At 73.2% G+C, this 24,259-nt stretch carries 27 protein-coding genes and 1 riboswitch; of the genes, 2 read left to right on the top strand and 25 right to left on the bottom strand.

The features are described from left to right. Positions 1-75: 75 nt before the first annotated feature. From ACWD5O_RS23370 to rpe, 14 genes are all read right to left on the bottom strand, one after another. A complete protein-coding gene (locus tag ACWD5O_RS23370; protein ID WP_450086550.1) occupies positions 76-873 on the bottom strand; it encodes a TrmH family RNA methyltransferase in 798 nt (265 codons plus the stop codon). A gap of 83 nt (positions 874-956) precedes the next feature. Next, on the bottom strand, positions 957-1,349 hold the full coding sequence (gene rplT, locus ACWD5O_RS23365; RefSeq protein WP_030335718.1) for a 50S ribosomal protein L20: 393 nt from the start codon (positions 1,347-1,349) through the stop codon (positions 957-959). A 32-nt stretch (positions 1,350-1,381) separates the two neighbouring features. Further along, positions 1,382-1,576 (bottom strand): 50S ribosomal protein L35, encoded by a 195-nt coding sequence (gene rpmI, locus ACWD5O_RS23360; protein ID WP_354964258.1) that lies wholly within the window; start codon positions 1,574-1,576, stop codon positions 1,382-1,384. 20 nt (positions 1,577-1,596) lie between these two features. After that, positions 1,597-2,247: a translation initiation factor IF-3 gene (gene infC, locus ACWD5O_RS23355; protein WP_354964257.1), complete on the bottom strand. Its 651-nt coding sequence runs from the start codon at positions 2,245-2,247 to the stop codon at positions 1,597-1,599. A 383-nt stretch (positions 2,248-2,630) separates the two neighbouring features. Next, positions 2,631-3,104 carry a PH domain-containing protein gene (locus ACWD5O_RS23350; protein ID WP_450086549.1) on the bottom strand — a complete coding sequence of 158 codons (474 nt, stop codon included), beginning with the start codon at positions 3,102-3,104 and terminating at the stop codon, positions 2,631-2,633. 61 nt (positions 3,105-3,165) lie between these two features. Next, positions 3,166-4,011, bottom strand: coding sequence for an ATP phosphoribosyltransferase (hisG, locus tag ACWD5O_RS23345; RefSeq protein ID WP_354964255.1), 846 nt, complete (start codon positions 4,009-4,011; stop codon positions 3,166-3,168). Between the two features lie 46 nt (positions 4,012-4,057). Further along, positions 4,058-4,321 carry a phosphoribosyl-ATP diphosphatase gene (locus ACWD5O_RS23340; RefSeq protein ID WP_089016570.1) on the bottom strand — a complete coding sequence of 88 codons (264 nt, stop codon included), beginning with the start codon at positions 4,319-4,321 and terminating at the stop codon, positions 4,058-4,060. Between the two features lie 26 nt (positions 4,322-4,347). Continuing rightward, complete coding sequence (ribH, locus tag ACWD5O_RS23335) at positions 4,348-4,845, bottom strand: 6,7-dimethyl-8-ribityllumazine synthase (protein WP_354964339.1); 498 nt, start codon at positions 4,843-4,845, stop codon at positions 4,348-4,350. Between the two features lie 2 nt (positions 4,846-4,847). Beyond that, a complete protein-coding gene (locus ACWD5O_RS23330) occupies positions 4,848-6,113 on the bottom strand; it encodes a bifunctional 3,4-dihydroxy-2-butanone-4-phosphate synthase/GTP cyclohydrolase II (RefSeq protein WP_450086548.1) in 1,266 nt (421 codons plus the stop codon). Further along, positions 6,110-6,799, bottom strand: a complete 690-nt coding sequence (pnuC, locus tag ACWD5O_RS23325) for a nicotinamide riboside transporter PnuC (protein ID WP_450086547.1) — start codon at positions 6,797-6,799, stop codon at positions 6,110-6,112. Before pnuC ends, ACWD5O_RS23330 begins: the two co-directional genes overlap by 4 nt. After that, positions 6,799-7,443: a riboflavin synthase gene (locus ACWD5O_RS23320; RefSeq protein ID WP_354964252.1), complete on the bottom strand. Its 645-nt coding sequence runs from the start codon at positions 7,441-7,443 to the stop codon at positions 6,799-6,801. Before ACWD5O_RS23320 ends, pnuC begins: the two co-directional genes overlap by 1 nt. Position 7,444: 1 nt before the next feature. Continuing rightward, positions 7,445-8,506 carry a bifunctional diaminohydroxyphosphoribosylaminopyrimidine deaminase/5-amino-6-(5-phosphoribosylamino)uracil reductase RibD gene (ribD, locus tag ACWD5O_RS23315; RefSeq protein ID WP_354964251.1) on the bottom strand — a complete coding sequence of 354 codons (1,062 nt, stop codon included), beginning with the start codon at positions 8,504-8,506 and terminating at the stop codon, positions 7,445-7,447. A 164-nt stretch (positions 8,507-8,670) separates the two neighbouring features. Further along, a riboswitch (FMN riboswitch) is annotated at positions 8,671-8,841 on the bottom strand. Positions 8,842-8,919: 78 nt separating this feature from the next. Beyond that, positions 8,920-9,876, bottom strand: a complete 957-nt coding sequence (locus tag ACWD5O_RS23310; protein ID WP_354964250.1) for a response regulator — start codon at positions 9,874-9,876, stop codon at positions 8,920-8,922. Between the two features lies 1 nt (position 9,877). Beyond that, positions 9,878-10,558: a ribulose-phosphate 3-epimerase gene (rpe, locus tag ACWD5O_RS23305; RefSeq protein ID WP_354964249.1), complete on the bottom strand. Its 681-nt coding sequence runs from the start codon at positions 10,556-10,558 to the stop codon at positions 9,878-9,880. A 253-nt stretch (positions 10,559-10,811) separates the two neighbouring features. Here rpe and ACWD5O_RS23300 point away from each other — a divergent pair, with 253 nt between their 5' ends. Both ACWD5O_RS23300 and ACWD5O_RS23295 read left to right on the top strand, forming a co-directional pair. After that, a complete protein-coding gene (locus ACWD5O_RS23300) occupies positions 10,812-11,702 on the top strand; it encodes a septum formation family protein (protein ID WP_450086546.1) in 891 nt (296 codons plus the stop codon). Between the two features lie 85 nt (positions 11,703-11,787). Beyond that, positions 11,788-12,678, top strand: coding sequence for a septum formation family protein (locus ACWD5O_RS23295; protein WP_450086545.1), 891 nt, complete (start codon positions 11,788-11,790; stop codon positions 12,676-12,678). Between the two features lie 81 nt (positions 12,679-12,759). On the opposite strand, the gene ACWD5O_RS23290 is transcribed toward ACWD5O_RS23295, so the two are convergent. The 11 genes from ACWD5O_RS23290 to mihF form a co-directional block, all read right to left on the bottom strand. Next, positions 12,760-14,196 carry an RsmB/NOP family class I SAM-dependent RNA methyltransferase gene (locus ACWD5O_RS23290; RefSeq protein ID WP_450086544.1) on the bottom strand — a complete coding sequence of 479 codons (1,437 nt, stop codon included), beginning with the start codon at positions 14,194-14,196 and terminating at the stop codon, positions 12,760-12,762. Continuing rightward, the gene (fmt, locus tag ACWD5O_RS23285; protein WP_450086585.1) at positions 14,193-15,119 is read right to left on the bottom strand and encodes a methionyl-tRNA formyltransferase; all 927 of its coding nucleotides are present in this window, start codon (positions 15,117-15,119) and stop codon (positions 14,193-14,195) included. Before fmt ends, ACWD5O_RS23290 begins: the two co-directional genes overlap by 4 nt. Positions 15,120-15,124: 5 nt before the next feature. Further along, complete coding sequence (gene def / locus ACWD5O_RS23280) at positions 15,125-15,685, bottom strand: peptide deformylase (protein ID WP_450086543.1); 561 nt, start codon at positions 15,683-15,685, stop codon at positions 15,125-15,127. A 46-nt stretch (positions 15,686-15,731) separates the two neighbouring features. After that, a complete protein-coding gene (locus tag ACWD5O_RS23275; RefSeq protein WP_450086542.1) occupies positions 15,732-17,000 on the bottom strand; it encodes a cytochrome P450 in 1,269 nt (422 codons plus the stop codon). Positions 17,001-17,144: 144 nt separating this feature from the next. Beyond that, complete coding sequence (locus tag ACWD5O_RS23270) at positions 17,145-18,128, bottom strand: AAA family ATPase (RefSeq protein ID WP_450086541.1); 984 nt, start codon at positions 18,126-18,128, stop codon at positions 17,145-17,147. A 245-nt stretch (positions 18,129-18,373) separates the two neighbouring features. Next, positions 18,374-20,290: a primosomal protein N' gene (locus ACWD5O_RS23265; protein WP_354964243.1), complete on the bottom strand. Its 1,917-nt coding sequence runs from the start codon at positions 20,288-20,290 to the stop codon at positions 18,374-18,376. A gap of 59 nt (positions 20,291-20,349) precedes the next feature. Next, on the bottom strand, positions 20,350-21,543 hold the full coding sequence (metK, locus tag ACWD5O_RS23260; protein ID WP_450086540.1) for a methionine adenosyltransferase: 1,194 nt from the start codon (positions 21,541-21,543) through the stop codon (positions 20,350-20,352). Between the two features lie 87 nt (positions 21,544-21,630). Continuing rightward, positions 21,631-22,839: a bifunctional phosphopantothenoylcysteine decarboxylase/phosphopantothenate--cysteine ligase CoaBC gene (gene coaBC, locus ACWD5O_RS23255; RefSeq protein WP_450086539.1), complete on the bottom strand. Its 1,209-nt coding sequence runs from the start codon at positions 22,837-22,839 to the stop codon at positions 21,631-21,633. Positions 22,840-22,853: 14 nt separating this feature from the next. Beyond that, the gene (rpoZ, locus tag ACWD5O_RS23250) at positions 22,854-23,117 is read right to left on the bottom strand and encodes a DNA-directed RNA polymerase subunit omega (protein WP_030335666.1); all 264 of its coding nucleotides are present in this window, start codon (positions 23,115-23,117) and stop codon (positions 22,854-22,856) included. A 64-nt stretch (positions 23,118-23,181) separates the two neighbouring features. Continuing rightward, the gene (locus tag ACWD5O_RS23245; RefSeq protein WP_354964241.1) at positions 23,182-23,715 is read right to left on the bottom strand and encodes a nucleoside/nucleotide kinase family protein; all 534 of its coding nucleotides are present in this window, start codon (positions 23,713-23,715) and stop codon (positions 23,182-23,184) included. Between the two features lie 25 nt (positions 23,716-23,740). Then, positions 23,741-24,058, bottom strand: coding sequence for an integration host factor, actinobacterial type (gene mihF / locus ACWD5O_RS23240; protein ID WP_030335662.1), 318 nt, complete (start codon positions 24,056-24,058; stop codon positions 23,741-23,743). Positions 24,059-24,259 lie beyond the last annotated feature (201 nt).

The raw sequence follows: 24,259 nt of genomic DNA, 5'->3' as shown, positions 1-24,259 counted from the left end.
GGCTGGCTAAACGAACGCCGTGGCGCGTTCATCGACGGACGCTCTCCCCTGCGGTAGGTGCGCCGGTGTGGACACTCAGCGCTGTGCTCTCGCTGAAGCGTACAGGCAGACCGCGGCGGCCGCAGCCAGGTTCAGGCTCTCCGCGCGCCCGTGCAGCGGCACCCGGACCCGGGCGTCGGCCGCGGCGGCCAGCTCCTCCGGCAGCCCGTGCGCCTCGGAGCCGAACAGCCAGGCGGTGGGCTCGGCGAGCCGTCCGGAATCGGCCAGGTCGTCCAGGTCGCTGTCGCCGTAGCCGGTGGTGGCGAGCACGGTCAGACCGGCGGTACGGAGCGCTTCGACCACCTCGACCGGGTCGGCGGCCCGGACCACGTCGACGTGGAAGAGGCTGCCGGCGGACGCCCGGACGCACTTGCCGTTGTACGGGTCGACGGCGTCGCCGGCGAAGACCACCGTGCCCGCTCCGGCGGCGTCGGCGGTGCGCAGCACGGTGCCGGCGTTGCCCGGGTCACGGATCTCGGCGAGCACCGCCACCAGACGGGGCGTACCGGCGAGGGCCTGCTCCAGCGGCACGTCCACGTGCCGGCAGACGGCGACCAGCCCCTGCGGGGCCACGGTCTCGGCCAGCGCGGCGAGCGCCTCGTCGGTCACCTCGGAGACCGGCACGTCGGCGCGGGCCGCGGCGGCGGCCAGCTCCGCGTACCGGTCGAGGGCGGTGGGCGTACCGAACAGCTCGGTGACCACCTCGGGCCGCGCGAGGGCCTCGCGGACCGCCTGCGGGCCCTCGGCCAGGAAACGGCCGGTGGCCTCGCGGTCCCGACGGCGCTGCAACCGGCGGGCGGCGACCACCCTGGGTGTACGCGGAGTGAAGGCCATGGTGTGCGGTCCTCCGGCACGATCGAGGCGCCCCCCGGACGGCGGTGCCGACACGGGAGACGCCTCGCTCTTGTGCGCGGGGATCAGGCGGCCTGGGCCGCCGCGCCGCCAGTGCCCTCGGCCGCGACCGCGGCCCGGGCCAGCTCGACGATCGCCGCGAAGGCGGCGGCGTCGTTGACGGCCAGGTCGGCCAGGATCTTGCGGTCGACCTCGATGCCGGCCAGACGCAGGCCCTGGATCAGACGGTTGTAGGTCATCCCGTTGGCCCGGGCGCCCGCGTTGATCCGCTGGATCCACAGCTGCCGGAAGTCGCCCTTGCGGTCACGACGGTCCCGGTAGGCGTACTGCATCGAGTGCAGCACCTGCTCCTTGGCCTTGCGGTACAGCCGGGAGCGCTGACCGCGGTAACCGCTCGCGGTCTCCAGCAGGGTACGACGCTTCTTCTGGGCGTTCACAGCCCGCTTGACGCGTGCCATCTCAACTCCTTCTTACGTAAAGGTGGCGCGCGTCAGCGGCCGAGCAGCTTCTTGATGCGCTTGACGTCGGCCTTGGCCAGCACGACCGTGCCGGTCAGCCGGCGGGTCTGGGTGGAGGGCTTCTTCTCCAGGTTGTGGCGGAGGCCGGCCTGCTGAGCAACGATCTTGCCCTTGCCGGTGACCTTGACCCGCTTACCCATACCCGAGTGGCTCTTCATCTTCGGCATGTGGAACGTCTTCTCCCCTGTTACTCGCCGCTGGTATCGGCGGCGAGGCCGGTGTCACCGGCTGCTGCGGTCTCGCCGACCGCCGCGGTCTCATCGGCTACCGGAGCGGCGGACTCGTCCCCTGCCCGGTCCCGAGGTGCACCGCGAGACGCCGTAGCGGCGACCGCGGAGGCCTTGACGGCACGATGCGGAGCGAGAACCATGATCATGTTTCGGCCGTCCTGCTTCGGAGCGGCCTCGACGTATCCCAGTTCCGTGATCTCGGATTCGAGCCGACGCAGGAGCCGGTAACCCAGCTCCGGGCGGCTCTGCTCGCGACCGCGGAACATGATCGTCACCTTGACCTTGTCGCCCGCCTTGAGGAACCGCACCACGTGACCCTTCTTGGTCTCGTAGTCGTGCGGGTCGATCTTCGGGCGGAGCTTCATTTCCTTGATGACGGTCTGCTGCTGGTTACGCCGCGCTTCGCGCGCCTTAAGTGCGCTCTCGTACTTGAACTTGCCGAAGTCCATGAGCTTGCACACCGGCGGGCGCGCCATCGGCGCAACCTCGACCAGGTCCAGATCGACGTCCGCGGCCAGCTGAAGGGCGCGCTCCAGTGGGACGATGCCCACCTGCTCACCCTCGGGGCCGACCAGTCGGACCTCACGTGCCCGGATCTGCTCGTTCACGCGTGGTTCGACGCTGATGGGGCCTCCTCGAGTCGTTTCTGCTCTGTCACCGACCCCCGCGGCTCCCGGGTGGGAACCGACCCGGAAAGCAGAAGGCCCCGGCGTATGCCAGGGCCCGCTCGACCGGTCGGCACGATCACAGGATCGCGCATCCGGAACCGGGACGTGCCCGAAACCGGGGACCGGACCCGGCCACCGTAGCGGCGACTCGGGTGGGAGCAGGCGCTCCGCTTTCATGGCTGTCTGCTCGCACGCGGAGACAGCCTGGTCGACTCGACAACTCTACACCCGGGCTCCGGCCGACCCGAAACCGGACCCGGATCCCCGACCGGGAATCCGCACACTTTCGGTGCCGTCGCCCGGATCGTGCCGGCCTGGTCGGGTCAGCGGCCGGAGGCGCGCTCGGCGAGGCGGCTCTGGTGCGCCTCGTGCAGCCGGCGCAGCGCGCGGACCCCGTCGACAGCCAGTTCCTTGTCGGCGGCCTGCAGGGCGACCATCGGCAGCAGGTCGTCGTCGTGCAGCTCCAGGCTCGCCCAGGGCGCGCCGCGATCGAAGCGGACGCCGCGGACGACCTCCCAGGGCAGCGTGTACGAACTGATGACATTGCGCACCCGGACGCCGCGCGCGTCGGCCTCCACCCGTGGGCGGGTGAACAGCAGGAAGCCCAGCGCACCGAAGATGCCCAGACCGATCATGGCGACCTGGTCGCCGCGCTGGAAACTGCCGTAGCCGTCGCCGGTCGGGCCGCTCAGCGAGGTGGCCACCAGAGCGAACACCACCACCAACGCGACCGCCGAGGACCAGCAGACCACCCGGATACGGCGGGGCTTCAGGCGGACCAGCTCCGTTTCACTCACCCCGCCAGTCTGCCACCCGCACCCGCCCGGCCGAGTACCACCCGCCGAGCCACCGCAGCCGTCAGAGCCGGCAGGCGTGGATGTTGGTGACCAGGATGGCCCGGGCGCCCAGTTCGTACAGCTCGTCCATGATCCGGTGCACGTCGTCGCGGAGCACCATCGCCTGCACCGCCACCCATCCCTCGCGGTGCAGCGGCGACACCGTGGGCGACTCGATGCCGGGGGTCAGCCCGCTGGCCCGGTCCAGCAGGCCGGCGGGCACGTCGTAGGCGAGCATCACGTAACGGCGGGCCACCAGCACGCCGTGCAGACGGCGCAGCAACTGCTCGGCCTGCGGGTGCCCCGGCGCTCCGGCCCTGCGCACCAGCACCGCCGAGGAGCGCAGCAGCGGCTCGCCGAAGACCACCAGGCCCGCCTGGCGCAGGGTGGCGCCGGTCTCCACCACGTCGGCGACCACGTCGGCGACGCCGAGCCGGACGGCGTTCTCCACCGCGCCGTCGAGGCGGATCACGTCGGCCTTGACGCCCAGCTCGCCGAGGTGCCGCTCGACCAGCCCCGGGTACGCGGTGGCGATCCGGTGCCCGCCCAGGTCCCGTACCGAGGCGATGTCGTCGGGGCGGGCGGCGAAGCGGAAGGTGGCCTGACCGAAGACGAGGTCGACGACCTCCTCGGCCGGCGCGGCCGAGTCGATCAGCAGGTCCCGGCCGGTGATCCCGAGGTCGAGGTCACCGGAGCCGACGTAGGTGGCGATGTCCTTGGGACGCAGGTAGAAGAATTCGACGTCGTTGGGCTCGTCCCGGCAGACGAGATCCTTGGGGTCGGTGCGCTGGCGGTAGCCCGCCTCGCGCAGCATCTGGGCGGCCGGCTCGGCCAGGGTGCCCTTGTTGGGAATGGCGACACGCAGCATGACGGAGTGCTCCTTCGATCCGGATGGCGATCAACGGGTGGGGCACTCACAGATGTCGGTAGACGTCCTTGAGTTCGAGACCGCTGGCCAGCATCAGCACCTGGACCTGGTAGAGCAGTTGGGAGATCTCCTCGGCGGTGCGCTGCGGCCCCTCGTGCTCGGCGGCCATCCACGACTCGGCCGCCTCCTCGACGACCTTCTTGCCGATGAAGTGCACCCCCTTGTCCAGGGCGGCGACGGTGCCCGAGCCCGGGGTGCCGGCGGCGGCCTTGGCCTGCAGCTCGGCGAACAACTCCTCGAACGTCTTCACGGAACGCGATTCTTCCAGCCGGCCGGTCAGCCGCTGAAGCCGACCCGCTGGCCGTTGTGGGCGAGCGTCCGGACGGCCAGCGCGGCGTCGAGCGCGGCGACGGTGGCGGACCAGCCCTTGTCCTCCGCCGACCCGGGCAGCCCGGCCCGGTCCCGGGCCTGCTCGATGTTTTCCACGGTGAGCACGCCGTGCGCCACCGGCTTGCCCTCGTCCAGCGCCACCCGGGTCAGCCCGTCGGTCACCGAACGGCAGACGTAGTCGAAGTGCGCGGTGGCGCCACGGACCACCACGCCGAGCGCGACCACCACGTCGCAGCGGCGCGCGAGGGCCTGGGCGACCACCGGCAGCTCGACCGAGCCGGCGACCCGGGCCACCACCGAACGGGCGCCGCACGCCTCGGCGGCGGCCACCGCCCGCTCCAGCATGTGGTCGGTCAGCTCCCCGTGCCACCGGGCCGCCACCACCCCGACGGTCAGCCCCGCCGCGTCCACCGCGTCGACCCCCGGCTCACCGAACCCCGCCATCGTCATGCTCCGATCTCGTCGTTGGCGACCGGACGCCCCAGCGGCGCCTCGCTCACCTCGTCCAACTCGTCCAGCAGGTGACCCATCCGGTCCCGCTTGGTGCGCAGGTAGCGCATGTTCTCCGGGTGCGCGCCGGCCGGCAGCCCCTCCCGGCCGGTGATCGTCAGCCCGTAGCCCTCCAGCCCGGCCCGCTTGGCCGGGTTGTTGGTCAGCAGCCGCATCGAGCGCACACCCAGGTCGTAGAGGATCTGCGCGCCGGTCCCGTAGTCCCGGGCGTCGGCCGGCAGACCCAGGTCGAGGTTGGCGTCCACGGTGTCCCGCCCGAGGTCCTGCAACTGGTACGCCTGGAGCTTGTGCAGCAACCCGATGCCGCGCCCCTCGTGTCCGCGCACGTAGAGCACGACGCCCCGGCCCTCCCGCGCGACGCGGGCCAGCGAGGCGTCCAACTGCGGCCCGCAGTCGCAGCGCAGCGAGCCGAACACGTCCCCGGTGAGGCACTCGGAGTGGACCCGGACCAGCACGTCCTGGCCGTCACCGAGGTCACCGAGGACCATCGCGATGTGCTCGGCAGGGTCGTGCTCGGCGCGGTAGCCGAGCGCCCGGAACACCCCGTGGCGGGTCGGCATCCGGGCCTCGGCGACCATCTCGACCTGCTTCTCGTTCCGCCGCCGGTACGCGATCAGGTCGGCGATGGTGATCAGCGTGAGGCCGTGCTCGGCGCAGAACTTCTCCAGGTCCGGCATCCGCATCATGGTGCCGTCGTCGTTCACCAGCTCGCAGAGCACGCCCGCGGGGCGCAGCCCGGCGAGCCGGGTCAGGTCCACCGCCGCCTCGGTGTGCCCCGGCCGGCGCAGCACCCCGCCCTCGCGAGCCCGCAGCGGCACCACGTGCCCGGGCCGGGCCAGGTCCGTCGGGTCGGTGGCCGCGTCGGCGAGCAGCCGGATGGTGTGCGCACGGTCAGCCGCCGAGATGCCGGTGCTGATTCCCTCCCGGGCGTCCACGGTCACCGTGTACGCGGTGCCGCGCCGGTCCTGGTTGGTGTGGTGCATCGGCGGCAGGTCCAGCCGGTCGGCCTCGCTCTCGGTCAGCGGGACGCAGATGTAGCCCGAGGTGTACCGCACCATGAACGCCAGCACCTCCGGCGTGGCCAGCTCGGCCGCGAAGATCAGATCGCCCTCGTTCTCCCGGTCGGCGTCGTCCACCACGACGACCGGCCGGCCGGCCGCGATCTCGGCGACCGCCTGCTCAATGCTCGCGAAGCTGCTCATGCGACGGCCTCCTTGTAGGTGGGCGGGAGTGAGACGGCGGGCCGCGTGGCGCGCGAGGTGCGCCACCAGGCGGCGAAGCCCCAGGCGCAGAACGCGCCGTAGACCAGGTACATGGCCGCCGACGGGTAGAACCCGCCGCGCAGCAGCAGCGGCACGCCGACCGCGTCCACCGCGATCCAGACCAGCCAGAACTCCACCCAGCCGCGGGCCATGCCGTAGGTGGCCAGCAGGCTGCCGGTGAGGATCCAGGCGTCCGGCAGCGGGCCCCAGGAGCCCAGTGCGGCGAGCACCGGGTACGCCGCGGCGGTGCCGACCGCGGCGACCAGCAGCATCGCCAGCCGCTCCCGCCCGGTGGCCCACCGTGGGACGACCGCTGCCTGCCCGGCGTCGGCCCGGCGGTTGCGCCGCCAGCGCCACCAGCCGTAGACGCTGACCGCGAAGAAGAACACCTGCCGGCCAGCCTGCCCGTAGAGGTCGTGCTCCTGCGGGGTGGCGAAGACCCCGCCGAGGAAGACGGTCAACAGCAGCGCGTTGCCGATCATGCCAACCGGCCAGGCCCAGACGAGTCGACGCAGGCCGAGGAGCGCGGAGACCAGCCCGAACACGTTGCCGACGATTTCCCGGAGCAGCACCGGCGAGCCGGCCACCTGCACCTGGGCGTCCAGCAGCCAGCCGAGCGGGCCCATCAGGCCAGCCCGCCCGTGCTCGCGGCCACCCCGTGACCGTCGGCGTCGGTGAGCCGGGCGCCGAGCAGCCGCTCGACGTACTTGGCCAGCACGTCGACCTCCAGGTTGACCGGATCGCCGACGCCCTTCGCGCCGAGCGTGGTCAGCTTCAGCGTGGTCGGGATCAGACCGACGGAGAACTCGTCGGCGCCCACCTCGGCAACGGTCAGCGAGACGCCGTCGATGGTGATCGAGCCCTTCTCCACCACGTATCGGGCCAGGGCGGCGGGCAGCCGGAACCGGACCGTCTCCCACTGCTCGGCCGGCTCCCGGGAGATCAGCTCACCGACACCGTCCACGTGCCCCTGCACCAGGTGCCCACCGAGCCGGCTGCCCAGCGCGGCGGCCCGCTCCAGGTTGACCGGGTCGCCGGGGCGCAGCGCGCCCAGCGCGGAGCGGCGCAGCGTCTCGCCCATCACGTCCGCGGTGAAGACACCGTCCGCCGCCTCCACCACGGTCAGGCAGACGCCGTTGACCGCGATGGAGTCTCCATGGCGGGCGTCGGAGGTGACCAGGGGGCCGCGTACGGCGACCAGCGCCGAATCGCCCGCCGTCGACGACACCCGGACGACCTCGCCCAACTCCTCGACAATGCCGGTGAACATGTCAGCCCTCCCTCTTACGGGGCAGCGCGGTGATCCGGAGATCCGGACCGATCTGCGTAACGTCGACGAACTCCAGATCAATTGCCTCAGCGATGGTGCTCACGCCGGCGTCGACCAGGGCGGTCGGGCCGGCCCCGAGCAGCCGCGGCGCGACGTACCCGACAATCTTGTCGACCAGGCCGGCGGCGAGGAACGCCCCGGCCAGCCGGGGGCCGCCCTCCAGCAGCACCGCGCGGACCCCGCGCTGGTGCAGCGCCGCGAGCAGCGCCGGTAGGTCCACCCCGCCGTGCGAGCCGGCGCCCACCTCGGCGGCGGTCGCGATCCAGGTCCGCGCGGCGCCGTCGCGGACCCGGGCGTCGGCCGGGGTACGCCCCGAGCTGTCCACGACCACCCGCAGCGGCTGCCGGATGGCCAGGCTGCCGTCGCGCAGGTTGCGGGCGGTCAGTCGGGGATCGTCGGCGAGCACGGTGCCGATCCCGGCGATGACCGCGTCGACCGTGCCGCGCAGCGCGTGCACGTCGATCCGGGCCGCCTCCGAGGTGATCCACATGCTGGTGCCGTCCGCCGCCGCGGACCGGCCGTCGACCGTGGCGGCGTACTTCCAGATCACGTACGGCCAGCCCCGGCGCATCGAGGTCAACCAGGCGACGTTGCCGGCCTCGGCCTCGTCGCCGCGTATTCCCAGGTCCACCCGAACCCCGGCGGCACGCAGCGTGGCGGCGCCTCCGGTGGCCACCGGGTTCGGGTCGGGTACGGCGATCACCACCCGGCCCACTCCGGCCTGGACCAGCGCGGTGCTGCAGGGACCGGTGCGGCCGGTGTGATCGCAGGGTTCCAGAGTGACCACCGCCGTGCCGCCGCGGGCGCGCTCCCCGGCCTGGGCGAGCGCGACGATCTCGGCGTGCGGCCCGCCGGCGTAGGCGTGGAAACCCTCACCGACGACCGCGCCGTCCGCGTCGAGCAGCACGCAGCCGACCACTGGGTTGGGGCTGGTGGTTCCCAGCCCGCGCGCCGCCAGCTCGATCGCGCGTCGCATCGCCTCATCGACGGAGACGCTGGCCATCGCCGTGTCCCTGCCCTCTCACTCGCCGGTCCGCGCGCGGGCGGTCAGGGAGGCGGCATGGGCCGCAGGGCATGCGGCGGCGGATTCCGGGTGCGGCACAGCCGCCCCGGGGGGGGTCGGCACGGCACGCTGAAGCCAGCGGCCAGCTCGGACCCGTCCGTCCCGCGCGCTGTCTCCCATCCGGACTGTCTGGGCGCGGACGAACCGCCCCCAACCGTCGGCCCCGGATTCTCACCAGGTCCACCGGGCGGCACAGCCGTCCGGGTCGCGGGCTTACCACGGTCGGACCGTGGATCACCGCCGGTTCGGAATTTCACCGAGTCCCGCCAGCGCGTGGTGGGTACTCCGGCAGTCTTACACGCAAACGGGGGTCCGTCGCTACCGAGGCGAGCTACTTCACAGCCGGATCACGCTCACGTGACGCCGCGCCGCCGGTCCACCGCCACGTACGACCCGGGCTGGCTCTTGGCCACCGTCTTCATCTCGGAGGCCACCGCGATCACCTCGAGCGGGTCGGTGAACCGCTTGCCGGCGTCGGAGAGGGAGACGCCGATGGAGAGGGTGACCAGGGCCGCACGGCGGATCGTGCCGCGCCGGTCCTTCAGCTCGACGAAGCCGCGCTCCCGGTCGGTCGGATCGTAGAGCGTGTCGGCCGCCTTCTCGAAGTCGACCACCGCCCGGGAGGTCAGCGAGCGGACCTGGTCCGGGGCGCAGACGATGACGAAGTCGTCGCCACCGACGTGGCCGAGGAAGGCCGGGGGCAGGCCCACCGCCACCACCGCCCGGTGCAGGCTGCGGGCCAGCGCGGAGATGAAGTCGTCGCCGCGGACGAAGCCGTACCGGTCGTTGACGCTCTTGAACCGGTCGATGTCGACGTAGCCGACCGCGTAGTCCACCCCGTGCCGGACCCGGTCGCTGATCTCCCGACGGATCCGGCTGTTGCCGGGCAGCCCGGTCAGCGGGGAGACCTCCCGGAACTCCTTGTTGCGGCGCAGGGTCGACGAGACCCGGGCCACCAGCTCGGCGGTGTCGAACGGCTTGACCAGGTAGTCGTCGGCGCCGGCGCTGAGCCCGTGCACCTTGTCGACGGTCATCCCCTTGGCCGTCAGCATGATCACCGGCAGGGCGGAGGTCATCGGGTCGGCGCGCAGCCGCCGGGTCAACTCCAGTCCGTCGATCCGGGGCATCATCAGGTCGACCACGGCCAGGTCGGGCCGCTGCCGCTCGATGACCTCGAGGGCCTCCTGGCCGTCGCTGGCGTGGATCACCTCGAAGCCGTGCAGCCGCAGGTTGAACTCGACGAAACGGGCGATGTCCTCGTCGTCATCCACGACGAGGATGATGTCCTTGCGGTCGCCCTCGGGGTCCATCTCAGGCCCCGGGAGCCGCGCGTTCCGCCAGCGCCCGCAGGTGACGTACCGCCTCCGCCGGGTCGGCGGCGCCGTAGACGGCGGTGCCGGCCACGAACGCGTCGGCGCCCGCGGCGGCGGCCTGCTCGATGGTGTCGGCGGCGATCCCACCGTCCACCTCGATCCGCAGCTCCAGGTGCCCGGCGTCGACGTGCCCCCGGGCGGCGCGGACCTTGTCCAGCAGTTGCGGGATGAACCGCTGCCCACCGAAACCGGCCTTGATCGTCATGATCAGCAGGGTGTCGAAGCTGGGCAGCAGCTCCAGGTACGGCTCGATCGGGGTGTCCCGGTCGATGGCCAGCCCGGCCTTCGCCCCGGCGGAGCGCAGGTCCTTGGCTAGCGCCACCGGATCGTCGCACGCCTCCGCGTGGAAGGTCACGTTGTACGCCCCGGCGTCGGCGTAGCCGGGGGCCCACCGACGCGGGTCCTCGATCATCAGGTGCACGTCGAACGGCAGCGCGGTGACGGCGCGCAGGCTCTGCACCACGGGCAGACCGATGGTCAGGTTCGGCACGAAGTGGTTGTCCATCACGTCCACGTGCAACCAGTCCGCGGCGTCCTCGACGGCACGGATCTCTTCGGCGAGACGGGCGAAATCGGCGGCCAGGATGCTCGGCGCGACGATGGGCGGCGGTACGGTCACGGGGCCAGTGTACGAACGCGGCAACCCGCCGCCCCACCGCGGCACCATCGGGGACGCGCTGTGATCCAGTAGTGACCAGTGGTGCAGAATTAGCCGGTCCGGACCGCCGAATCCGGACGAACAGACATCAACGGCTGGCCGATCGACGGAAACGCGACGACACTCCAACCGGGACGGTGCCGTAGGCTGCACGCCCGCCGGGGTCTCGCCGCGGGGCGCGGTGACCGGTCGCCAGCTCCCGGGAGGGCGGACGATGCGACGGTGGCTCGGAGCGCTGGCGCTGGCCGGCGCCACGACGATCCTGCTGACCGGCTGCGGGCCGGCGCGAGGCGCCGACGGTGACCTCACCGACGACTGGCCGGCGCTGCGGACCCCGAAACCGTTCACCCCCGCCACCGACACCTGCCTGCCCCGGATCACCTCCATCGTGCAGGCCAGCACGTACGAGACGGTGGACTGCGCGCGCAGCCACCTGGCCGAGGCGATCCACGTCGGCACCTTCGTCGGCCCCGCCGCACGCGCCGCCACCCGACCGCAGCCGGGGTCGCAGGCACTGCGGACCGCCCGCGCCGAATGTGACCAGCGGGCCCGGGAGGTGCTCGGCGGCGACTGGCACACGGCGCGGCTCACCCTGTCCCTCTCGCTGCCCTCCGCACCCGCCTGGACCGGCGGCGCGCGCTGGTTCCGCTGCGACCTCAGCGAGACCGACAGCATCGACAACACCCGGCCGGTGAACCGCACCGGCAGCCTGCGCGGCGCGTTGATCGGTGACACACCACTGACGCACCGGTGCTTCGACCCCAAGCTGATCGGCGACAACCTCAACTACATGGCGCCGGTGCTCTGCACGGAGCCGCACCGCGCCGAGTTCGTCGGCGTCTACCTGGAACGGGACATGAGCTGGGCGGACTTCACCCGCTCCGCCGAGCAGACGCACCAACGCTGCATGGCCTTGATCGCCACGTACGCCGCGGTGCCGAACAACAGCGACCTGCCGTACCGGGCCGGGTCCATCTACTACCCACCGTCACAGCGGGAGTGGGAGGAGGGTGACCGTGGGGTGCGCTGTTTCCTGTGGAGTGACGACCGCAAACTCACCCGCTCGATGCGCAATGCGGGCCCACAGGGACTACCCGCCATCTGAGCACCGGTGCCGTATGCTGCTGCGCCGTGGCGCTACCGGGCGGCTGGGGGCCGGCCGGAGACCACCAGCGGCGGGAGGTCGGGGGATGCGACGGTGGTTGGCGGCGCTCGCCGCGGGCACGACGGCGGCCCTGGCGCTGGCCGGGTGCGGCGCGCCCGCCGGAGTCGACCGGAACCTCATCGACGACTGGCCGGCGCCCGTCGCGGCGCAGCAGTTCGTTCCCGCCGGCGAGGTCTGCCACCACGCCGCCCAGCAGGTCGGCTACCTGACCGGCTACAACCCGGTGGCGTGCACCGAGTCGCACCGGGTGGAGACCATGCACGTCGGCACGCTCAGCGGCCCGGGCGCGAACCGCGGGACGCCCCCACCGCCCGGCTCGGTCGGCATGCGGACCGCGCAGGCCAGCTGCGACAAGGCGGTCAGCAAGGCGGTGGGTGCCGACTGGCGCTCCGGGCGCCTCGGCCTGACCGTCGTGCTGCCGTCCGCGCCGGCCTGGGCCGGTGGGGCCCGCTGGTACCGCTGTGACGTCACCGAGCTCGCCAGCATCGACGACACCTCCGTCGGCCTGCGCACCGGCAGCCTGCGGGGGGCGCTGACCGGCGCGGCGCCGCTGGCGTACCGCTGCTTCAACCCCAAGCTGGTCAAGGACGACATCGACGAGATGGTGCCGGTCTCCTGCACCAGCCGGCACCACGCCGAGTTCGTCGGCGTCTGGCAGGCCCCGGACGTCAGCTACGCCGAGTTCAACCGCACCACCAAGCGGACCCACCGGGCCTGCCAGACGGTGACCGCCAGATACGCCAAGGTGCCGGACAACTCCCAGCTCGACTTCCGCGCCGGGACGATCTACTACCAGCCGTACGAGCAGGAGTGGAAGAACGGCAACCGTGGCGTGCAGTGCTTCCTGTGGATCAGCGACCGGGACCTGACCCGCTCGATGAAGGGCGCCGGCACCAAGGGCCTCCCGGTCACCTGACCCACCGCAAATGAAAGGAAGGGCCCCTTATTAACGCCTGGCGTTAATAAGGGGCCCTTCCTTTCAACTAAGCGGTGCGACTCAGCCCCGGCGCAGCACGGCGAGGAACATCGCGTCGGTGCCGTGCCGGTGCGGCCAGAGCTGCACGGTGGGACCGTCGCCCAGGCCCGGCATACCGGCCGGCAGCAGCGGCCGGGCGTCCACGAAGTCCACCGGCATCCCGCTGCGGCGAGCCGCCTCGGTCACCGTCACGTGGGTCTCCACCGTGTGCGGCGAGCAGGTGACGTAGGCGACCAGCCCACCCGGACGAACCGCACGCAGCGCCGCACCGAGCAACTCCCGTTGCAGCCGGGTCAGCGGCGGCAGGTCGGAGGGCTGGCGACGCCAGCGCGACTCCGGCCTGCGGCGCAGCGACCCCAGCCCGGTGCACGGGGCGTCCACCAGCACCCGGTCGAAGTGCCCCTCCGGCAGCTTCGGGTCGGCGCCGACCTCACGGCCGTCCATGGCCAGGACGGTCACCGGCAGACCCCGGGTCGCCTGGGAAACCAGCCGGGCCCGGTGCTCGGCCACCTCCACCGCGGTCACCCGGGCGCCGCGCTGCGCGGCCAGCGCGCCGAGCAGCCCGGCCTTGCCGCCCGGACCGGCGCACAGGTCCAGCCAGCGCCCGTCCGGGCCGTCCAGCGGCGCGTCGGCGAGCGCGCTGGCCACCAGCTGGGAGCCCTCGTCCTGGACGTGGGCCCGGCCGTCGACCACCGCCGGAATGTCGCCGGGCGCGCCGCCGGGCAGATAGACGGCGTACGGCGAGAACGCGCCGGGCGCCCCACCGACCTGGTCGGCCAGCTCCACCGGGTCGATCAGGCCGGGCCGGGCGCACAGGTGCACCGGCGGGCGTTCATTGTCCTCGATCAGCAGTCGGGCCGTCTCGCCCAGATCACCGCCGAGCGCCTCGGAGAACGCCCGCACGATCCACTGCGGATGGCTGTACGCCAGGGCGAGGTGTCCGACCGGGTCGGTCTCCATCGGCGGGGCGAGCTTCGCCACCCAGCCGTCCACGTCGAGGGTGGACACCTCGCGCAGCACCGCGTTGGCGAACCCGGTGGCGCCCGGCGCGACCGCGCGGACCAGGTCCACGGTCGACGAGACCGCGGCGTGCGGGGGCACTCGGGTGTGCAGCAGCTGGTACGCCCCGAGCCGCAGCGCGTCGCGCACCGGCGGGTCGATCCGGGCCACGTCCCGGCCGGCCGCGTCGGTCAGGATCGCGTCCAGGGTGCCCAGGTGGCGAAGGGTGCCGTAGGTCAGCTCGGTGGCGAAGGCCGCGTCCCGGCCGTACAGCCCCTCCTCGCGCAGGATGGTGGGCAGCACCAGGTTGGCGAACGCGTCGTCGCGGTGCACCGCGGCCACCGCCTCGTACGCCGCGCGTCGCGGCCGGTCCAGCGGCGGTCGTACCGGCCGGCGGTCCCCACCGCGACCGGCGGGCGGGCCGGAGCGCGTGGGGCGCGTCCCCTCCGGGGCGGTCACGCGAAGTCCTCGCCGGTGCTGACCCGGACGCCACGTGCCCAGTCGGTCGCCGGCATGGCCCGCTTGCCGGCGGCCCGGACCTCGCCCAGTCGCACCGGCACGGTGGCCGTGCCGGCCAGCACCCGGGCCTTCTCCACCAGCAACTCCCCCGGCTTCAGATCGGGGCCGTCGGCTGCCGCCACCACCGGGCCGAGCTTCACCCGCTCGCCCCGGAAGGTCGTCCAGGCACCCGGGGCCGGCGTGCAGGCCCGGATCCGCCGGTCCACCGCGAAGGCCGGGTCGGTCCAGCGCACCCGGGCGTCCTCCACGGTCAGTTTCGGTGCCAGCGACACCCCGTCGGCCGGCTGCGGCTCGGCGCGGGCGGTGCCGTCGGCGATCGCGTCGAGCACCGCCACCAGCAGCCCGGCGCCGGACCCGGCGAGGCGCTCCAGCAGGTCACCGGAGGTGTCGCCGGGGTGGATCTCGTCGGTCAGGGTGCCGAAGACGGGACCGGTGTCCAGACCCTGCTCCAGCTGGAAGACGCTGGCCCCGGTCAGCTCGTCGCCGTGCAGCACCGCGTGCTGCACGGGCGCGGCGCCGCGCCAGGCGGGCAGCAGCGAGAAGTGCAGGTTGATCCAGCCGTACCGGGGGATCTCCAGCGCGGCCGGCGGCACCAGCGCGCCGTAGGCGACCACCGGCACGCAGTCCGGTGCGAGCTCGCGCAGCCGGTCGAGGAACTCCGGGTCACGGGGGCGGGCCGGGGTGAGCACCTCGATGCCGTGCTCGTCGGCCCACTCGCCGACCGGGGAGCGGGACAGGCCGCGCCCGCGTCCGGCGGGCGCGTCCGGCCGGGTGACCACCGCGACCAGCTCGTGCCGGGAGGCGGCGACGGCGGCCAGGGCGGGGACGGCGACGGCCGGTGTACCGGCGAAGATCACACGCATCCGGGTCACCGACCCAGGCCGAAGGGGCTGCCCGCGGCGTGCGGGTTGACCTTGACCACCGGCGGGGTCGACGGGTCGTACCAGTCGGCCTGGCGGATCGCCTTCATCGCCTCCTTGCGGCCGGCGGCGTCGAGCCGGTCCAGGAAGAGCACGCCGTCGAGGTGGTCGGTCTCGTGCTGCACGCAGCGGGCCATCAGCCCGGTGCCGACGATCTGGAGCGGGTCGCCGTAGCCGTTGAAGCCCTTGGCGATGACGTTCTGCCGGCGCTTGGTGTCGAAGTAGAGCCCGGGGATGGACAGGCAGCCCTCCGGGCCGTCCTGCTCCTCCTCGTCGGGGAATTCGAGCACCGGGTTGACCAGGTGCCCGAGCACGTCGTCGACGTCGAAGGCGAACACCCGCAGGCCCACACCGAGCTGCGGCGCGGCCAAGCCGGCGCCACTCTGCTCCCGCATCGTGTCGGTCAGATCGGCGATGAGCCTACGCAGTTCGACGTCGAAGTCGACGACCGGATCGGCCGGCGTGCGCAGCACCGGATCCCCAAACAGACGGATGGGCTGGACGGTCACGCGGGACGGCTCCTTCATGGGGTGAGACGAGCGGTGCCGTACCAGTCTACGGAGTGCCCGGGTGGGCGCCGGCTGGCGTACCTCGATCGGCCACCGCGGGTGTGCCCAGCGTCACCGGCAGGCTCTGGTATCCGCGCAGGGTCAGCCGGGTGCGGTGTCGGGGTGTCCCGGCCAGGGCCAGCCCGGGCAGCCGGCGCAGCAGCATCGGAAAGGCCAGCTGCGCCTCCAGCCGGGCCAGCCCGGCGCCGAGGCAGTAGTGCGGGCCGGCGCCGAAGGAGAGCGGGTGCGCCTGGTCGCGGGTCGGGTCGAAGCGCTGCGGGTCGGGGAACCGGCGCGGGTCGCGGTTGGCCGCGCCGAGCAGCAGCAGCGCCGTGCTGCCGGCCGGCAGGTCCAACCCGCCGCAGCGCACCGGCGCGGTGCTGGTCCGGGTGGTCAGCTGCACCGGCGAGTCGTAGCGCAGCAGCTCCTCGACGTACGCCGGGGCGAGCCCGGGGTCGGCACGCAGCGCGGCGGCGGCCTCGGGGTGCCGCAGCAGCACCACCAGCCCGTTGCCGAGCAGGTTGGTGGTGGTCTCGAAGCCGGCGACCAGCAGCACCACCAGGTTGGCCAGCAGCTCGTCGCCGGTGAGCCGGTCGCCGTCGGTGTCGTGCACCTGGACCAGCGCGGTGGTCAGGTCGTCGGCCGGCGCGCGGCGGCGGGCGGCGACCAGCTCGGCGAAGTACGCGCGCAGCTCGGCGGCGCCGGCGTCGGCGACGGCCAGCTCCTCGGCGGTGATCTCCGGCTCCAGCACCCCGGTCAGGTCACCGGCCCAGCGGCGGAACAGCGGCCGGTCGGTTGCCGGCACGCCGAGCAGCGCGCAGATCACCCCCACCGGCAGCGGGTACGCGAAGTCGGCCAGCACGTCGACGGTCGCGCCGTCCGCGGCACGGTCCAGCATGTCGTCGAGCAGGGCCTCGGCCTGGGCACGCACCACGTCGCGCATCCCGGCGATCCGGCGCGGGCTGAACGCGCCTGCGGCGAGCCGGCGCATCCGGCTGTGGTCGGGCGGGTTGGTCCGCAACATGGACCGGGCGATCGACGAGATCGCCGCGCTCTCGCGCCAGTTCGGCCAGACCTGGTCCCGCAGGGCGTCGTCCAGCACTCCGAGCCGGGGATCACGCAGCAGCTCGTCGACCTCCGGGTAGCCGGTCACCACGTACAGGCCGGGCAGGGCCTGCACCACCGGCCCGTGCGCCCGCAGCCGCTCGTACGTCGGGTACGGGTCGACCCGCCCCTGCGGCGACATGAGCAGTGTGAGCGCCTCGGCAGCCTCCATGGCCGGCCTCCCCGTCGATGCGTCGGAGGCTCCATCATGCCCACGCCGCCGACGCCTGGCATCCTCCGGAGCGGAGAAAACGACGCCGAACCGGCCCGCGTCAGTCTCCCGCCCCGCCGTGCCCGGACGCGGGCGACCGCGCGGTCAGGCGCTGGCGCCCGGGTCGCCCGCGAGGACCGCGTCGCCGCCGAGGAGCGCGGGCTCCGGCAGCGGCAGCTGGATCTTGTGGGCGGCCTCCCAGTCGTAGACCAGGCCCGGACGCACCTGCGCGGCGAAGTAGTCGATCGCGCTCATCCCGCCGACCACCGGCTCGTCGACCTCCGCCACGAGCTGGGCGGGGACCAGGGAGAAGCCGTTCTGCAGGGCGGCGCTGAGCCGGCGGTGACCGTCGACGACGAAGAAGTACTCACCGGTGAACCCGATCTTCAGCGGCTCCAGGGCCGCGTCACCGGCCTCGGCCACGTCGCCGACGAACTCGGAGTCCCACAGCCCGCGCAGGGTCGCGATGTCCTCGGTCGGGTAGACCCGGGCCGGGTCCAGCAGCAGCAGCGGCGGGTCGTCGCGCAGCACCTCGTCGCCGAGCGTCCCCTCGTACGCGGCCACGATGTGCTCGACCACCTCGGCGGCGGAGGCACGGGTGGTGTCGCAGATCAGGTCATAGTTGCGCAGTCGGGCCTTGTCCACCCCGTACCGGATGATGAACCGGTTGCGCTCGCTCTCGCTGCGCTCGCGCAGCTTGGCCTTGGCCTCCTCCATCGTGGCGTAGCTCTCCGCCGGCCCGGAGGGCCGGGCCAGCACGCGGCGGGCCGCCTCACCGGGCTCGGTGATCATGTGCACCTTGAGCGCGTCGGTGAAGAAGTGCCACGCCAGCCGGGAGTCCATGATGAGGCGCTCGCCGGAGGCGGCGATGTCCCGCTGGAGCTGGTCGACGTAGCCGTCGACGGCCTGGTCGAGCTCGGCGTGCAGGTTGAGCTGCAGCGCGGTCATCTGTCGCTGCTGCGCCATCTCCCGGTAGAGGTCACCCACGCTCACCCGGCGCATGCCGAGCCGTTTGGCGATCTCCACCGACACGGTGCTCTTGCCGCTGCCGAGGTCGCCGTTGAAGACGATCGAGTGTCGAACGGTCACGACTGGTCCACCCCTGATCACCGGCTGTTTGAGATCATCGACATCGCGTCCGACCGACGCGTTCCCGCCATCGTCGCTGCCACCCTGCGAAGGCTACAGCTCGGCGCGTCTGACGCCGCGCCGCGACCTGGAGCCGTCGTCCGCCCGGGCATGACGGGCGATGTTACCACCCAGGCACCAGCGCTTTGCCGGACGCGGTGGGCGGGGACACCGCCTCCGACCAGGCCCGCCAGCCGCCGTCCGGCTCAGAACAGGCTCAGCGGATCGACCTGGAGGCGGACCGGGTCAGCGGCCTTGCGGGCCGCCCGCGCCCCCGCCGCCGAGTGCAGCGCCTCGGCGAGCGCGGCGGCCCGGGCCCGGGGCACCCGCACCAGCATCCGCTCGCGGCCCTCCTCGGCCGGCACCGGCCCGAGCACCTCGGCGTCGTCGGGCAGCCGGGCCGCGGCGAGCAGGTCGGCCACCGCCTCGGCCGGGCCGGTGACACTGGCCATCCGCACCGCAGGCGGGAAGCCCAGCTCGCGGCGCTCGGCCAGTTCCCGGCCGGCGAACCAGCCGGCGTCCCAGCGCAGCAGCGCCTGCACCGGGGCGAGCGCGCCGTCGGCGACCACCACCACCCGGCCGGCCGGGGCCGGGCGGGCCAGCGCCGCGGCGGCCAGCCAGCGGCGCAGCGCCTCCTCGCCGGCCCGCAGGTCGGCCCGGGTCAGCAGGGCCCACGAGTCGAGCAGCAGCACCGCGCCGTAGCCCCCCTCGGCGGCCGGCTCGGCGCCGGGCGTGGCGACCACCAGGGCCGCGCCGCCGGGCACGTCGCTCAGCACCTCCTCCCGGCCGGAGGTGCGCACCGGCACGCCGGGAAACGCCCGGCCCAGCTCCTCGGCGGTACGCCGGGCCCCGGTCACCGCGGCCCGCAGCCGCCGGCCACCGCACTCGGGGCAGGCGTACGCGGCGGCCACCCGGGCGCACCAGCGGCAGGCCGGGGTGCCGCCGGCCGAGGGCAGCGCGAGCGGCCCGGCGCAGTGCGCGCAGCGGGCCGGGGTGCGGCAGTCCGCGCAGGCGACCGAGGGCAGGTAGCCGCGCCGGGGCACCTGCACCAGCACCGGCAGGTCCGCCCGGAGGGCATCGCGGGCGGCCGTCCACGCCAGGCTGGGCAGCCGGGCGGTGGCCGCTCCGGGGTCGCGGGCCAACTGCGGGTCGTCACCGGTCGGCGCGATGGCCGGGATACGGGCCCGCACGGTCGCCCGGTCGGCCACCACCTCCCGGGCCCAGCCGGTCTCCACCAGCAGCTGCGCCTCGGCGGTGCGGGCGTACCCGCCGACCAGCGCGCCAGCCTCGGCGAGCTGTGCGCGCGTGAGCAACACGTCCCGGGCGTGCGGATAGGGGGCGCGCGGCTCGGCGTGCAGGTCGTCGCCGTCGTCCCAGACGGCGACCAGGCCGAGCCGGTCCACCGGGGCGAACATCGCCGCCCGGGTGCCGATCACCACCGGCACCTCCCCCCGCCGGGCGGCGAGGAACGCGCGGTAGCGCCGGGCCGGACCGAGCGCGGCGGAGAGGGTGACGTGTCGTCCCGGGCCGAGCACGCCGGTGAGCGCGACATCCAGCCGATCGAGGTCGCGGGCGTCGGCCACCACGACCACCGCTCCGCGGCCCCCGGCGACCGTGGCGGCGACCGCGTCGGCGTAGCGGGCGGCCCAGTCCTCGCCGGGCAGCGCCGACCAGACGGCCCGGGGCGCCCGGCCGTCGGTGAGCGCGCGCAGGAGAGCCGGACCGGTCGGGTAGTCCCGCCACCCGCGCGGGTCGAGGGCGGGCTCGTCGGAGGAGGCCGGCGTGCTGGTCTGATCGCCGTGGGCCTCCTTCTCGACCCGGGCGTGCCGGGGTGGCACGGCGAGCCGGAGCACGTCGGCGAGGCTGCCCGCGTACCGGTCGGCGACCGCACGGGCCAGGCGGGCGACCTCGGGCGCCAGCACCGGCTCCGGAGAGACCACCTTCTCCAGGTAGGCGAGCCGGCCGGTGTGCCCTGAGTCGTCGGCGCGGGACAGCAGCCAGCCGTCGACGAGCTGCCCCGCGAAGCGCACCTTCACCCGGGTGCCGGGCACCGCCAAGGCGTCCAGCTCGGCCGGCACCAGGTAGTCGAACGGCCGGTCCAGGTGAGCCAGCGGGACATCCACACAGACGCGTGCGACCGGCGACCCTTCCGCGGGTCGCCGGTCGCTGCGCTTGGTGGCGGTCAGGCTCCCGCGGCCGACTTGAGGTCGGCGGCCCGGTCGGTGCTCTCCCAGGTCAGGTCCGGCAGCTCGCGGCCGAAGTGGCCGTACGCGGCGGTCTGCTGGTAGATCGGGCGGAGCAGGTTGAGGTCCCGAATGATCGCGGCCGGGCGCAGGTCGAACACCTCGGTGACGGCCTTCTCGATCGAGGCGACCGGCACGGTCTCGGTGCCGAACGTCTCGATGAACAGGCTCACCGGGTGCGCCTTGCCGATGGCGTACGCGACCTGGGCCTCGCACCGCTCGGCCAGGCCGGCGGCGACCACGTTCTTGGCCACCCAGCGCATCGCGTACGCGGCCGAGCGGTCCACCTTGGACGGGTCCTTGCCGGAGAACGCGCCACCGCCGTGCCGGGCGTACCCGCCGTAGGTGTCGACGATGATCTTGCGACCGGTCAGCCCGGCGTCACCCATCGGGCCGCCGATCTCGAACCGGCCGGTCGGGTTGACCAGCAGCCGGTAGCCGTCGGTGTCCAGACCGAGGCTCTCCAGCTCCGGTGCGATGACGTGGTCGCGCACGTCCGGGGTGAGCAGCGACTCCAGCGAGATGTCCGCGGCGTGCTGGCTGGACACGACCACGGTGTTGAGCCGGACCGGACGCAGCCCCTCGTACTCGATGGTCACCTGGGTCTTGCCGTCCGGGCGCAGGTACGGGATGGTGCCGTCCTTGCGCACCGCGGCCAGCCGGCGGGCCAGTCGGTGTGCCAGCGCGATGGGCAGCGGCATCAGCTCGGGCGTCTCCGAGCACGCGAAGCCGAACATCATGCCCTGGTCCCCGGCGCCCTGCGCGTCCAGTGCGCTCTCCGAGGCTCCGGTGCGCAGCTCGAAGGCGTTGTCAACGCCCTGCGCGATGTCCTCGGACTGCGCGCCGATGGAGACGCTGACCCCGCAGGAGGCGCCGTCGAAACCCTTCTTCGACGAGTCGTACCCGATGTCGAGGATGGTCCGGCGGACGATCGTCGGGATGTCGGCGTACGCCTTGGTGGTCACCTCACCGGCGATGTGCACCTGCCCGGTGGTGATCATGGTCTCCACCGCGACCCGGCTCTGCGGATCCTCGGCGAGCAACGCGTCGAGGATGCCATCGCTGATCTGGTCGGCGATCTTGTCCGGGTGGCCTTCCGTGACCGATTCGGACGTGAAGAGGCGGCGTGTCACGGCACTCCTAAGCGTGTGAGGTCGTTCCGCGGCAGTCTAGTCACCGCTGCGGTGGGTGTCGGGATCGGTCGCGCCCTGTTCCACCCGTCAGGAGCGGCCGGCCAGCCGCGCCACGACGAGATCCCAGACGGAGTCGGCCACATCCTCCTTGGCCTGCTCGGGCAGCCGGCTGACCGAGCCGTCCGCGCCGATGACCGTCACCGTGTTGGTGTCGGCGCCGAAGACCTTGTCCACGCCGACCTCGTTGACCACGATCAGGTCGGCCCGCTTCCGGGCGAGTTTCGCCCGGCCGTTGGCCTCCGCGTCGCCGGTCTCGGCGGCGAACACCACCAGCACCTGCTCCGGTCGTTTGCGCTGGCCGAGCTCTGCCGCGATGTCCGGGTTCGTGACGAGCTCGATGGTGGGCGCGACGCCGTCGTCCGACTTCTTGATTTTGCCAGGCGCGTACGCCGCCGGCCGGAAATCGGCCGGAGCCGCCGCCATCACCACCGCGTCGGCGTCGACGGCCGCCTTCAGCGTCGCCTCCCGCAGCTCGCCGGTGCTGCCCACCCGGACCAGGTCGACTCCGGCCGGGTCGGCGAGGGAGACGTTGGCCGCGATCAGGGTGACCCGGGCGCCCCGGGCGACGGCCGCCCGGGCGAACGCGTAGCCCTGCTTGCCGGACGATCGGTTGCCGAGGAACCGGACCGGGTCCAGCGGCTCGCGGGTGCCCCCCGCGGTGACCACCACCCGGCGGCCGGCCAGGTCGGCGGGTGCCGGCCCACCCCGGGCCAGGACCCGACGCGCGACCGCGAAGATCTCCGCCGGGTCGGGCAGCCGGCCCTTGCCGGTGTCGACGCCGGCGAGCCGGCCGACGGCCGGCTCGATGACCCGGACACCGCGGGCGCGCAGCGTGGCGACGTTGGCCACGGTGGCCGGGTGCTCCCACATCTCGGTGTGCATGGCCGGAGCCAGCACCACCGGGCAGCGCGCGGTCAGCAGCGTGTTGGTCAGCAGGTCGTCGGCGAGCCCGTGGGCGGCCTTGGCGAGCAGGTCGGCGGTGGTCGGCGCGACCACCACCAGGTCGGCCTGCTGGCCGAGCCGCACGTGCGGCACCTCGTGCACGTCGGACCAGACGTCGTCGGCGACCGGCTGACCGGAGAGAGCTGCCCAGGTCGGCGCTCCGACGAAGCGGAGCGCCGACGCGGTCGGCACGACGCGAACCCGGTGACCCGATTCGGTGAAGAGTCGCAGCAGCTCGCAGGCCTTGTAGGCGGCGATGCCGCCGCCGACCCCGAGGACGATCCCGGCGGACATCGACGCGTGGGGGCTTACGGCTGGTCGGTCGGCTCAGCGGTGAGCAGGCCCGAGTTGATCTCGCGCATGGCGATGGAGAGGGGCTTCTCCTGGGGGGTGGTCTCGACGAGCGGGCCGACGTACTCCAGCAGGCCCTCGCCGAGCTGGCTGTAGTAGGCGTTGACCTGGCGCGCGCGCTTGGCGGCGAAGATGACCAGCGCGTACTTCGACGTCGTCTTCTCGAGGAGCTCGTCGATCGGCGGGTTGGTGATGCCTTCGGGGTTGGCGATGGATCCCACGAATTAACCTCTGCGTCTTTCGAGCCGCGCGGACGCGGTGCTGAGTCTCAACGGCGGCCGGCCATCAGCCGCGTACAGGCGACCAGGCCGGATCCGGATAAGAAGAACCGAGTAAGCCTACCAGCTCGACGACCACCCGATCGGTGAGGTCGTGGGTCAGGGCGTGCTCGAAGGTCGCCGCCACGGCGGCGTCGGGTCGGTGACCGGGCGGGCTCAGCAGCACCAGCCGCGCGTCGGGCAGTCGCGCCCGGACCAGTTGGGCGCCGGTCAGGTCGAGCGGGAGGAGCACCGGCTGCCCCGCGTCGAGCCGGGCGCGCAGCGGTGGGTACGGGGTGCCCCGACAGTGCGGGCCCATCCGGGACCACTCCAGCAGCTCGCCGGCGGCCACCCGGCGGTCGAACTCGGCGGGAGCGAGGAAGACCCGGTCCTCCCCGTCGATCTCCCGCTCCCGGCGCGGCCGGGTGGTCGCCTGCACCGGGATCCACACGGACGGAGAACGCGCCCGGACGAGCTCGACGACACTCTCCCTGCCGGAACCCGAAGGTCCAGCCAGGACAGTGAGCCGAGCCGCCGGGCGCGCCTCGTCATCCGTGCTCACTGCTTGTTTCTACACGCTGCCAGGTTCAGTTGGCGGCGAACTCTCCAAGCAGTGCCTTGCGCTGCTGCTCGCCGAGGCCACGCAGGCGACGGCTGTCGGCGATCTTGAGCTTCTCCATGATCTGGGTAGCCCGGATCTTGCCGATGCCCGGCATGGCCTGCAGGACGGCCGACACCTTGAGCTTGCCAACGACATCGTCGCTCTCGGCGCGCTCGAGGACAGCACCGAGGGTGGTCTTGCCCTGCTTGAGCTGCTCCTTCAGCTGAGCACGGGCCTTGCGGATCTCCGCGGCCTTCTCGAGCGCGGCAGCGCGTTGTTCGGGGGTCAGTGACGGGAGCGGCACCAGTTCTCCTCAGGTCCCTATCGCGGCGGGCGGGGCGCACCGCCGCATCTGTGAAACGTGGTGTCGCTGTGAACCAAGGGGTCCATGGTTCCCAGCGCGGGGAAAACTAAGGGATGTCTCGTAACCCTGGCGTCTGTCTGTTGAGGACGATCGGGCAGGATGCCGGGGGTGCAGGTGATCACGGCAGTTAGCCCGGAGTGG

Source organism: Micromonospora sp. NPDC005161 (genome assembly GCF_053599855.1).
This window is presented reverse-complemented; position numbering and strand designations above follow the sequence as displayed.

Bases quoted from the DNA above. Each gene is read 5' to 3' on its own strand.
- ribD (WP_354964251.1), bottom strand. From the start codon at position 8,506: ATGGCCAGCGTCTCCGTCGATGAGGCGATGCGACGCGCGATCGAGCTG.
- coaBC (WP_450086539.1), bottom strand. From the start codon at position 22,839: ATGTCCGCCGGGATCGTCCTCGGGGTCGGCGGCGGCATCGCCGCCTAC.
- pnuC (WP_450086547.1), bottom strand. From the start codon at position 6,799: ATGGGCCCGCTCGGCTGGCTGCTGGACGCCCAGGTGCAGGTGGCCGGC.
- fmt (WP_450086585.1), bottom strand. From the start codon at position 15,119: ATGCGTGTGATCTTCGCCGGTACACCGGCCGTCGCCGTCCCCGCCCTG.
- ACWD5O_RS23300 (WP_450086546.1), top strand. From the start codon at position 10,812: ATGCGACGGTGGCTCGGAGCGCTGGCGCTGGCCGGCGCCACGACGATC.
- ACWD5O_RS23310 (WP_354964250.1), bottom strand. From the start codon at position 9,876: ATGGACCCCGAGGGCGACCGCAAGGACATCATCCTCGTCGTGGATGAC.
- ribH (WP_354964339.1), bottom strand. From the start codon at position 4,845: ATGGCGGGGTTCGGTGAGCCGGGGGTCGACGCGGTGGACGCGGCGGGG.
- rplT (WP_030335718.1), bottom strand. From the start codon at position 1,349: ATGGCACGCGTCAAGCGGGCTGTGAACGCCCAGAAGAAGCGTCGTACC.
- ACWD5O_RS23275 (WP_450086542.1), bottom strand. From the start codon at position 17,000: ATGGAGGCTGCCGAGGCGCTCACACTGCTCATGTCGCCGCAGGGGCGG.
- rpmI (WP_354964258.1), bottom strand. From the start codon at position 1,576: ATGCCGAAGATGAAGAGCCACTCGGGTATGGGTAAGCGGGTCAAGGTC.
- ACWD5O_RS23330 (WP_450086548.1), bottom strand. From the start codon at position 6,113: ATGAGCAGCTTCGCGAGCATTGAGCAGGCGGTCGCCGAGATCGCGGCC.
- ACWD5O_RS23320 (WP_354964252.1), bottom strand. From the start codon at position 7,443: ATGTTCACCGGCATTGTCGAGGAGTTGGGCGAGGTCGTCCGGGTGTCG.
- hisG (WP_354964255.1), bottom strand. From the start codon at position 4,011: ATGCTGCGTGTCGCCATTCCCAACAAGGGCACCCTGGCCGAGCCGGCC.
- ACWD5O_RS23295 (WP_450086545.1), top strand. From the start codon at position 11,788: ATGCGACGGTGGTTGGCGGCGCTCGCCGCGGGCACGACGGCGGCCCTG.
- ACWD5O_RS23370 (WP_450086550.1), bottom strand. From the start codon at position 873: ATGGCCTTCACTCCGCGTACACCCAGGGTGGTCGCCGCCCGCCGGTTG.